The sequence below is a fragment of the Bradyrhizobium sp. Ghvi genome (assembly GCF_900115265.1).
GTDB lineage: Bacteria > Pseudomonadota > Alphaproteobacteria > Rhizobiales > Xanthobacteraceae > Bradyrhizobium.
The window spans coordinates 12323-22689 of record NZ_FOVU01000013.1; the positions used below are offsets into that span (position 1 = coordinate 12323).

Annotated in this window: 11 protein-coding genes; 1 reads left to right on the forward strand and 10 read right to left on the reverse strand. The window is 63.8% G+C overall.

Annotated elements, in window-relative coordinates:
• Nucleotides 1-398: 398 nt before the first annotated feature.
• The 8 genes from BM374_RS32160 to BM374_RS32195 form a co-directional block, all read right to left on the reverse strand.
• Nucleotides 399-599, reverse strand: coding sequence for a hypothetical protein (locus tag BM374_RS32160; protein WP_092302175.1), 201 nt, complete (start codon nt 597-599; stop codon nt 399-401).
• Between the two features lie 294 nt (nt 600-893).
• On the reverse strand, nt 894-3035 hold the full coding sequence (gene flhA, locus BM374_RS32165) for a flagellar biosynthesis protein FlhA (protein ID WP_177248685.1): 2142 nt from the start codon (nt 3033-3035) through the stop codon (nt 894-896).
• 290 nt (nt 3036-3325) lie between these two features.
• Nucleotides 3326-3625, reverse strand: a complete 300-nt coding sequence (locus tag BM374_RS32170) for a copper-binding protein (protein WP_177248686.1) — start codon at nt 3623-3625, stop codon at nt 3326-3328.
• Nucleotides 3626-3641: 16 nt separating this feature from the next.
• On the reverse strand, nt 3642-4121 hold the full coding sequence (locus tag BM374_RS32175; RefSeq protein ID WP_502689477.1) for a cupredoxin domain-containing protein: 480 nt from the start codon (nt 4119-4121) through the stop codon (nt 3642-3644).
• A gap of 12 nt (nt 4122-4133) precedes the next feature.
• The gene (locus tag BM374_RS32180) at nt 4134-5465 is read right to left on the reverse strand and encodes a copper oxidase (RefSeq protein ID WP_092302379.1); all 1332 of its coding nucleotides are present in this window, start codon (nt 5463-5465) and stop codon (nt 4134-4136) included.
• A gap of 13 nt (nt 5466-5478) precedes the next feature.
• Nucleotides 5479-6903: a TolC family protein gene (locus tag BM374_RS32185; RefSeq protein ID WP_092302182.1), complete on the reverse strand. Its 1425-nt coding sequence runs from the start codon at nt 6901-6903 to the stop codon at nt 5479-5481.
• A 9-nt stretch (nt 6904-6912) separates the two neighbouring features.
• Nucleotides 6913-7194 carry a hypothetical protein gene (locus BM374_RS32190; RefSeq protein ID WP_092302184.1) on the reverse strand — a complete coding sequence of 94 codons (282 nt, stop codon included), beginning with the start codon at nt 7192-7194 and terminating at the stop codon, nt 6913-6915.
• 76 nt (nt 7195-7270) lie between these two features.
• Entirely contained in the window at nt 7271-7687 is a 417-nt protein-coding gene (locus BM374_RS32195) for a hypothetical protein (RefSeq protein ID WP_244552767.1), read from the reverse strand.
• 170 nt (nt 7688-7857) lie between these two features.
• Here BM374_RS32195 and BM374_RS32200 point away from each other — a divergent pair, with 170 nt between their 5' ends.
• Nucleotides 7858-9123 (forward strand): MFS transporter, encoded by a 1266-nt coding sequence (locus BM374_RS32200; protein ID WP_092302186.1) that lies wholly within the window; start codon nt 7858-7860, stop codon nt 9121-9123.
• Here BM374_RS32200 and BM374_RS32205 read toward each other — a convergent pair.
• On the reverse strand, nt 9120-9527 hold the full coding sequence (locus tag BM374_RS32205) for a DUF4864 domain-containing protein (protein WP_092302189.1): 408 nt from the start codon (nt 9525-9527) through the stop codon (nt 9120-9122). The genes BM374_RS32200 and BM374_RS32205 overlap by 4 nt on opposite strands.
• A 53-nt stretch (nt 9528-9580) precedes the next feature.
• Nucleotides 9581-10219, reverse strand: coding sequence for a TetR/AcrR family transcriptional regulator (locus BM374_RS32210; RefSeq protein WP_092302191.1), 639 nt, complete (start codon nt 10217-10219; stop codon nt 9581-9583).
• Nucleotides 10220-10367: the final 148 nt, after the last annotated feature.

The window sequence follows — 10367 nt, forward strand, 5'->3', positions numbered from 1 at the left end:
CACCGCCGCCGCAGCTGCAGACGATTTGATCTTCCTGATCGCGAAATTCTGTTTTCGCGCATCCGCTTTTCGCCGGGGCATTCGTTCCAGGCCAGCGGCCCGGTATCAGGCACTCATGGTGCTTGCGGTTATGCTTCCGGCCGTCAGATGCAGACCCTACGGATCTGTCACGGGACACCCCGGCGCCTCGGGGCTACGCACTGCAGAGCCGGGACACGACGGTCAAGCTCGAAGCGTGGGCGTTCACAATTGGCCGACATACCCCAGACATGAGAAAGCGCCCGTGGGGGGCGGGCGCTTTCTGTAGTCGACTTGGGGTTGGGGTCGTCTACATATCCACGTGGCGACTTTGGGGGGCTGGTAAAGGGCCGCGTGAATTCCTGAAACTCAAAATCTCCTTAGCGAACGAGCGTTGCGTTCGAACTGGTGATCACAACCGGCTTGCCGGCCTTGATGACGCGGGCAGTCTGGGTCAGGCCGTCATCCGAACCCGTGCGGGCCGTGATGCCGAAGCCAGCCACCGCGATCCCTGCGACGAGGGCCACGACCACAATCTTCAGATGGGTCGAGCGATCTGCGCTGTAGATCGAGTGGTTCATGGAAGGCTCCTGCCGCCATCTACCCGAAGTAGTCGCCGGCCTCTTCAGGCAGGTTCATGCTTCCGGTGCCCAACAACCTAGTATTGGGGGGATTCGTTCCCAAGAGGCCATCACAAGAGCGTGATAGGACGTGAAAGATCGCGATCAAAATTCTATAGCGATCGCCTGATTATCTAATTATTTCAATTATGTAACCTACCTATAAGGCGCTTTTTCAACACTTGGTCGACCAAGCGCCAGGAACTCAAAAACCATTTGCCTGTGGCCGAAAAACACACGGCTTCTTAAGGCAAATCAGACGCTTCCGACCGTTTTCAGCCTCGCCCTCGGATGGATTTCCGCCTGCGACAGCACCGTCGTTTGGGCGCGGAACCGCTCCACCAGGGAGCGGACGAAGGGACGAATTGCCGCAGAGGTCACCAGCACCGGCGCCTCGCCTTCGCGGGCCGCGCGCTCGAAAGCCTCGCGCACGGCGGTCATGAACTCCGACAGTTTCGAGGGCTGCATCGCGAGGCTGCGTTCCTCGCCCTGGCCGATGATGGATTCGGCAAAGGCCTGCTCCCATTTCGCCGACAGCGCGATCAGCGGCAGATAGCCGGCATAGGAGGTGTTTTGGGCGCAGATCTGCCGCGCCAGCCGTGCGCGAACATGCTCGACCATGGTCGCGGGGTTGCGCGAGAAGGCGAGCGAGTCGGCAATGCCTTCGAGGATGGTCGAGAGATCGCGGATCGAGATGCGCTCGGCGAGCAGCAGCTGCAGCACGCGCTGGATGCCGGAGACCGTGACCTGCGCCGGCACGATGTCCTTGACCAGCTCGCTCTGCTCCTTCGGCAGCTCCTTCAGCAGCTTCTGCACCTCGCCATAGGACAAGAGGTCCGACATGTTGGCCTTGAGCAGCTCGGTCAGATGGGTCGAGAGCACCGTTGCGGCATCGACGACGGTATAGCCCTTGAGCGAGGCCTCCTCCTTGAGGCTGGCGTCGACCCAGGTCGCGGGCAGGCCGAAGGTCGGCTCGGTGGTGTGGATGCCGGGCACCTGCACCTGGCTGCCGCCGGGGTCCATGACCATGAACTGGTTCGGCCAGATCTTGCCGGTGCCGGCGTCGACCTCCTTGATCTTGATGATGTAGGTGTTCGCCTCGAGCTGGACGTTATCCAGGATGCGCACCGCCGGCATGACAAACCCCATCTCGATCGCGAGCGAACGGCGCAGTGCCTTGATCTGCTCGGTGAGGCGGTCGGTGCCATCTGGGCCGTTGACGAGGGGCAGCAGCGCATAGCCGAGCTCGATCTTGAGATCGTCGATCTTAAGCGCCGCCGAGATCGGCTCGTCGGCCGCCGCTGCGCCCGGCGCGCCGGGCGTTCCCGGAGCCGGCGCGGCCTTGGCGGCTTCCTCGGCCTTGACGGTGGTGCGCTTGTGGTTGCGCGCGGTCCAGGCCAGCGCGCCGGCGCCGGCCCCGAGCGCGAGGAAAGGGATGGTTGGAATGCCCGGCAGCGCCGCCAGCACCAGCATCACGGCGGAGGACATCGCCAGCGCTTGCGGATAGCCGGAAAACTGCTTCATCAGCGCCTTGTCGGCCGCGCCGGAGACGCCGGCCTTGGAGACGAGCAGGCCGGCTGCGGTCGAGACGATCAGCGCCGGGACCTGGGTGACGAGGCCATCGCCGACGGTCAGCAGCGTGTAGCTGCGGCCTGCGTCGGCAAAGGACAGGCCCTGCTGCGCCACGCCGATGATCATGCCGCCGACGACGTTGATGAAGACGATCAGGAGGCCGGCGATCGCATCGCCGCGGACGAACTTCGAGGCACCGTCCATGGCGCCGAAGAAGCCGCTTTCGTCCTCCAGCGCCTTGCGGCGCTCCTTGGCAATCTTTTCGTCGATCAGGCCGGCGGAGAGGTCAGCGTCGATCGCCATCTGCTTGCCGGGCATGGCGTCCAGGTGGAAGCGGGCGGCGACTTCGGCGATACGGCCCGAGCCCTTTGTGATGACGACGAAATTGACGATGATCAGGATGGCGAAGACGATGATGCCAATGACGAAATTGCCGCCCATCACGAAGCTGCCGAAGGCTTCGATGACGTGCCCGGCTGCATCCGTCCCCTCGTGCCCATGAGACAGGATCAGGCGGGTCGAGGCCATGTTGAGCGACAGGCGCAGCATGGTCGAGATCAGGAGGATGGTCGGGAAGGCGGAGAATTCCAGCGGCGCCTGGATGAACAGCGAGGTCATCAGGATCAGGATCGAGAGCGTGATCGAGATCGCCAGGAACAGGTCCAGCACGATCGCGGGCAGCGGCAGGATCAGCACCACCAGGATGGTGAGGATGCCGAGTGCCAGCGCGATGTCGCCGCGCTTGAGGATGGTGACGATTTCGGAGAGGGAGGGGATGCCCGGCTTTGCTGCGCCTACACCCTGTCCCGCGGTGACGTCGACCATGGTAGCTGCCTCCCCGCGCGACTGCCGTCCGCGCGCCCCAAACGTCTGCGCGGCGGCCGATGGGCCGCCGTTCCGAAAGTGAGGCACCGCACTGGCGTCCACGGGAGCTCCCGTTCTACGCGGCTGACGACACTCGACTTCACCCGGCAATTTTTGCCCGGTGTATGGTTAGCAAAGGGTTAACGGAGGGGGCGGAGGAGGGGTGGGCTGCGGTATTTCGGGGGCCCAGGTCGTCATTCCGGGTTCGGCTCTTCGAGCCGCCCCGGAATGACAATTGAGGGGGCGCTTGGCTATTTTGCCTTCTGCATTTTGGTCACCGTATAGCCCGAGGCCGCTTCCTCGGCCTCGAACGACACCTTGTCGCCGACCTTCACCTGCTTGAGCATGCCGGGGTCCCTGACGCGGTAGACCATGGTCATGGGCTCGTCCATGCCGAGGCTTTTGGCGGGGCCGTGCTTGAGCGTGATCTTGCCGGCGCTCTCGTCGATCTTCTTGACCTCGCCGTTGATGGAAGCGGCTTGCGCGAGCGCGCCCGTGGTCAGGCCGAGGGTCAGCGCGAGCGCTGCGGTGGTGCGGATGATCGGCTTCATATTTGTCTCCACTGGTTCATTTCACGTTGACGTGGCCGACCATGCCGTAGTCGCGGTGGTCGGGGATCAGGCAGGAAAACTCGAATGTTCCGGCCTTGGTGAATTTCCAGACGATCTCGGCTGACTTGTTCGGGGCAAGCCGCACTCCGTTCGGATCGTCATGCTCCATGTGCGGGTGCTTCTTCATCACCTCGGCATGGGCAAGATTCTCTTTGGTGGTGGCGAGCAGAAACTCGTGATCCTCCTTGCCGACATTGCGCAGCACGAAGCGGATCTGCTCGCCGCGCTTCACATCGATTTTCGACGGCTCGTAGGACATCTCGCTCATCGCGATCTCGACGGTGCGGGCAGGCTTGCTGGGGTCGCCGGGCTCGCCGGCCGAGAAACCGTGATGGCCGTGTCCTTCGTGCGCGAGGGCGGGTGCGACCGAGAGCGCGGCCAGCGCCAGCAAGATGCCGATTGTTCTTGTCATTGCAGTCTCCGATTGGTGGTTCATTGAAACGCTCACTTACATCTTCATCTTCTGCATCGGCCCGGCGGGCTGCCGTGCCGGCTCCTCCGCAGGCACCGCGACCTCATAGGCGACGGTGCCCTGCGGGAACTTGTAGGGACCGGGATCGCGGTAATCGTCGCGCGCCATGTCCTCGCGGATCTTCATCACCGTGAACATGCCGCCCATCTCGATCGGGCCGAACTGGCCGGCGCCGGTCATCATCGGCAGCGTGTTTTCGGGGGCCGGCATCTCCATGTTGCCCATCGCCATGCCGGTCGAGCCCATCGCCATCGCATCGGGCGCGAGCTTGCGGATCGCCTTGGCGAGATCCTTGCGCGACACACCGATCAGGTTGCGCACCTCGTGCCCCATCGCATTCATGGTGTGATGCGATTTGTGACAGTGGAACGCCCAGTCGCCGGGATTGTCGGCGAGCACGTCGAACACCCGGACTGCGCCGACCGGGACGTCGGTGGTCGTCTCGGGGATCTGCGCGCTCTCGGGAATCCAGCCGCCATCGGTACAGGTCACCGCAAAGCTGTGGCCATGCAGATGGATCGGATGGTTTGTCATGCTGAGATTGCCGATGCGCACGCGCACCTTGTCGCCAAGCCGGACCGGCAGCGGATCGATGCCGGGGAACACCCGCGCATTCCAGGTCCACATGTTGAAATCGGTCATCTCGTTGACATGCGGCAAAGACGTGCCGGGATCGACGCGATACGTGCTCATCACGAAGACGAAGTCGCGATCGACGGGACGGAAGTTCGCCTCGCGCGGATGCACGACGACCATGCCCATCATGCCCATCGCCATCTGCACCATCTCGTCGGAATGCGGGTGGTACATGAAGGTCCCGCTCTTCTTCATCTCGAACTCGTAGACGAAGGTCTTGCCGGGTTGGATGTGCGGCTGGGTCAGTCCGCCGACGCCGTCCATGCCGCTCGGAATGATCATGCCGTGCCAATGCACAGTGGTGTATTCGGGCAGGCGGTTGGTGACGAAGATGCGGACCTTGTCGCCTTCGACCGCCTCGATGGTCGGGCCTGGCGACTGGCCGTTGTAGCCCCACAAATTCACCTTCATGCCTTCGGCGAACTCGCGCACCACGGGCTCGGCAACGAGATGGAATTCCTTCCAGTCGCCATTCATGCGGAACGGCAGCGTCCAGCCGTTGAGCGTGACGACGGGACGATAATCGGGGCCGCTCGTGGGGTGCAGCGGCGGCTGCATCACCGTCTTGTCCATGGTGGGCGCTTCCGGAATCGATGCCGCTTGGACACGGCCGCTGACGACGGATGCGCTGGCAAGTGCGGCGCTGCCCAAAAATCCTCGGCGGGAAAACATGCTGGTCTCCATGTCAGTGGCCGCCATCGGCAGGCGCTGCCGCGGCGATGGTGGTTGGAGCGTCGCCGCCGGCCGCCGGCGCGCCGCCGCCGTTGACGACGGTCTGCAGGTCGGACTGGGCGAGGAAGAAGTTCTGCTTTGCACCGATCGCGCCACGCAGCGATGCCAGTCGCTGCCGCGCTTCGGTCAGGAGCGCAAAGATGTCGACCTGCATGCTGGAGAAGCGCAATTGCATCTCCCCGGTGATGATCTTTCGTAAGGGCAGGATCTCGCGCTGATAGTGGCTCGCGATGTCGTAGGTGGAGCGATAGACGCGATAAGCATCGCGCGCTTCCGAGCGGACGTTGACGGCACGCTCGGTCAGCCGATTGAAGGCGAGGTTGTAGGTTTCCGCCGCCTGCCGCACCCGCACCTCGCCGCCGTCGAAGATCGGGATCTGGAACTGCACGTCGAAGCCGCGCTCGCGGAACGGCGCGCCTTCAGGATCCTGGGTGCGGCGGGAGATGCCGGCGAGATCGAGCAGCGTCACGAAGCGCGTCGCTTCCGTGAGGTTCAAGGACTTCGCCAGCGCCGTCAGCTCCAGCCGAGCGATCTGCAGATCGAGGCGATGCGCGACCGCGTCGGCTTCGATCGACGGCAATGCCTGCGGCCGCCGTGGCAATGCCGGCAACGCATTGGGCAAGCGGAAATCGAGACCGGCGTCCCAAAGCCCCATCAGCCGGGCCAGCCTTTCGCGCGCGCTGGTCGCTGCCTGCCGCGCGGTGGCGAGATCGGCGGTCGTCTCGGCGTAAAACACCTGCTCGCGGGCCTGGTCGAGCTTGTTGACAGCGCCGGTCTCGCCGAGCTTGAGGGCGAGTTGCGCGGTCGATTCCGCCGTCGATTTCGCATCCGTCAGCAGAACCACCATCTCGTTACCTGCGACCGCACGGACATAAGCGTGCCGCACATCGGCGGCGAGCCGAAGCGTCGCCAGTGCCGCGCGGAGTTGCGCCTGGCGAAAGCGATCGCGTGCGATGTCGGATCGGAACGGCAGCGTGGCCAGCGCCAGAATGTCGCCCACCACCTGGCGTTCGATTTCGCTGGCGCCATTGCCGGAGATCCGCGAGATCGAGAACACGGGATTGGGCGGCAGGCTCTGTTCGATCAGATCGGTCTCGGCCAGTGCCAACTCATTGTAGGCGGCTTGCAGCCCCTTGTTGTTGAGCAGGGCAATTTGTACGGCCGTATCTGCGTTGAGTGTCCGCGTCAGTAATTGGCGAACCCGCGCATCGACCGCGCCGGCTCCCTCGGCCGCCCGCACGAAGGCGACGTCCTTGTTGATGGACTGGCTCGTCAGGTCCGAGACAGCTGTCATGCCGCTGTCAGGCGAGAACGCGGCGCAGCCGGAGAGGCTGAGCGCGGCAAGCGCGAACAGACTGCGCGCAAAATGGTGTGCCACGGCGCGCTCCTACTGATTCTGCTTAGCCGGCGGCGCCACCGCATCGTTGCGCTCGCGCCAGGGGGAGGGCGGCGCGGGCCGGAGGCTCGTATAGGGCGCGATCGTCGACCGATAGCCGGCGCGCGCCACCTTTGCCGCAGGATCGGCAGGATCCGCGGGGGTCACGGAGGTCGTTGCCGGCATGCAGCCGGACAACGCCAGCGCGGCTGAGGCCAGCAGCCAACAAAACAGCACATCTCGTCCACGCGCCGCAGATGCGGCGGCGGACTTCGCCCCGGAAAGCGCAAGCATGATTTATCCCTGATCTGTCAGATGACAAAGGCTCACGCGCGCAGACGCGCGCTCAGCCTGACGTCGTCGCGTCGGATCAGGCGATGGGGGGACGGTAGAGCTGGGGCGGTGCTTCGCTGTGCAGGCTCGCCGTGATCTCGACTGTACAGGCCGAGGTCGGCTGGAGCGGCTTGGCGACGCTGGGGAATTCGGCCGGCAGCGCACTCACGCACATCATTCCGCAGCAGGCGCCGGCTTTGCCCTTGCCATCGTGATGGTGTTGAACAGGAGCGTCTTGCGCGGCCTGGTGATGCGCGTGCAGGCCGGCATGATCCTGCGACGAAGCGCCGTGGACGTGGCCCGCCGGCATCGTTTGATAGGCCGGAGCGACATCAGTCAGCACCGCCTCATCAAGACAGGGCGCCGGACCATGGCCCCAAGCCAGCGCTGCAGCAGGGGCGAGCACGCAGAACAGATAGGCGAAGGCAACGAGCTGCCCCACCCTGATCCGCATCGATCTCGTCAAATGCAACAACATCCCGCCGTCATGCTCGTCGCGCGACAAACTGCGCGCAAATCGCAACCTAGTCGCAAAGTGTGGTTCCGCCAAGCCCTTCTTACCGCAGCGCACTGCGCATGCCCATTATCGCGGCACAATGCTTGACCATCAAGCGATCAGCGAACATGGTCCGGCCCGTGCACGCGCCAAATCACCCAGGACAGAAGCCGGGTTCTTTCGCCCCTGACTCGCGTCAGGCTTGGGTGAGGCTTGCGATCGCCCTTGTGATCGGCTCGATCGGCGCCGTCGGCATGTGGGCGGTGGTCGTGGTGATTCCTGTCGTGCAGGTCGAATTCGCCGCCACGCGTGGTGCAGTGTCGCTGGCCTTCACGCTGATGATGTTCGGCTTCGGGCTCGGCGGCGTGATCGCGGGCAAGATCACGGACCGATTCGGCATCGTGCCGGCGATGGCGATCAGCATCGTCTTCCTCGGCATCGCAAATGTGCTGGCGGGGCTGTCGACGCAGCTCTGGCAGTTCGTGGCAGCCTATTTCCTGATCGGGCTTGGTACGTCCGCGACCTTCGCGCCGCTGATGGCGGAAGCCTCGCATTGGTTCGAACGCTATCGCGGCCTCGCCGTGACCATCGTCGCGAGCGGCAATTATGTCGCCGGCACGATGTGGCCGCCGATCGTGAATTGGGGCACGCAGACCGCCGGTTGGCGCAGCACCCATATCGGCATCGGCATTGTCTGTGCGAGCACGATGGCGCTTCTGGTCCTCGTCCTGCGCGCCCAGATGGGCAACGACCAGATTCGCAATCATGCCAATGCGCCGCCGCCGCGGGTCGATCTGAAACTATCGACCAACACGCTGACGGTGCTGCTCTCGATCGCCAGCATCGCCTGCTGCGTGGCCATGGCGATGCCGCAGGTGCATATCGTCGCCTATTGCGGTGACCTCGGCTATGGCGTCGCGCGCGGCGCCGAGATGTTGTCCCTGATGATGGGCTGCGGCATCATCAGTCGCATCGGCTCGGGCTATCTCGCCGACAAGATCGGCGGCATCCGTACGCTGCTGCTCGGATCGCTGGCGCAGGGCTTTGCGCTGGTGTTCTACCTGTTCTTCGACGGTCTTACCTCGCTCTATCTGATCTCCGCGATGTTCGGCCTGTTCCAGGGCGGCATCGTGCCGAGCTATGCCATCATCGTGCGCGAGGCGATGCCGGCGAGCGAAGCTGCAACGCGCGTCGGCATCGTGATCTTCGCTTCCGTGTTCGGCATGTCCTTCGGCGGCTGGGTGTCGGGTGTCATCTTCGATGCCACCGGCTCCTATGCCGCTGCGTTCGCCAACGGCGTGGCCTGGAACGCGCTCAATGTCGGCATCGTATTGACGCTGTTGATCCGATCGCGCATGAATTCGGTCAAGACCGGACCGAATTTCGCCACCTAAACCGCCTGTCCCGCCTTCAGCAGCGAGCAGCCGGTGATCTCATAGTTTCCGTCGGCCTGCTGTTCGAGTGTGTAGAGCGCTTCCCAGGCTTCGCCATTGGCATCAATGATATGGACGCGCTGTGCAACCGAGCGGCCCTCGGTCTTGCTATCGCCGAATTCAAAACTCTTGTGGCGATAGACCGGCGCGTAGCCGTTCTGCACCATCGCCATGAAGATCTCGGGTGAGGGGAAGATTTGCTTGATGGCCGGTGCGGCATAGGAATAAGCGGTCGCCGCATCGTCATGGATGAAGGCCTGCTCCTGGGCGCGAATCACGCGTTGCGCTGTTGAGGCATCGTCGGCGCGAGCGGCAAGGGGGCTGAAGGCAATAGCGATGGCGGCGACCAAGGCTGCGATGCGCATGACAGGCTCCGCATTGATATCGTGGCAACGCCGACCCTAGCACATTCCCGCGCTTACCGCTTTCGCTTCGCTGCCGATTTCGCTGGCCTGGTGGCTCGCGCCTTCGTTTTGGATGCTGGCTGCGTGCGCAGGCCGTCCACGAACACGTCGAGGAGCCGTAGCGCGGTTGACTGCCAGCCGGGCTGGTCGTGGATGTAGCACATGCCGAAGAACGCACGCAGCAAGTCCTCCGGACTGATGTCGGCTCGCATCTCGCCGGCCGCGACCGCACGGTCGAGCAGCGAGCCGGTCGCCTTGGTCAGCCGATCGAACGAGAAGGCATGCAACTCGGACCCGCTCTGCACTGCGAGCGCCAGGGCGGCCACCATGCCCTTTTTGGTGGCAACGAATTCGACACCTGAGCGCAGCCAGCGCCTCAATGCATCGACCGGATCCTTCGCGCTCTTCAATTGCTCGGCGAACTCGCTGAGCTGCTCGACCTCACGCCGGTACACCGCTTCGAACAAATCCTCGCGCGTCGGAAAATGCCGGTACAGTGTGCCGATGCCGACACCGGCGCGTTTGGCCACGGCCTCCAGGCTCGCCTCCGGACCGCCGGCGCTGAACACCGCCTTGGCTGCTTCGAGCACACGCTCGCGATTGCGCACGGCATCGGCGCGAGGCCTGCGGGTCTGGTCGCTGTGGTCGTCCATGGCAGGCAATGTAGATCACGAATTGGTTAGATTGAACCCTTAGCTGGCTGCATCGCGTTGTCTGCGCACGGGCTTTTGACGAATTCCAAATATTTTTCGACGACCCTTGTTAAGCGGAGGGTGCCTCCGTATCTTCCGTGACACGCCA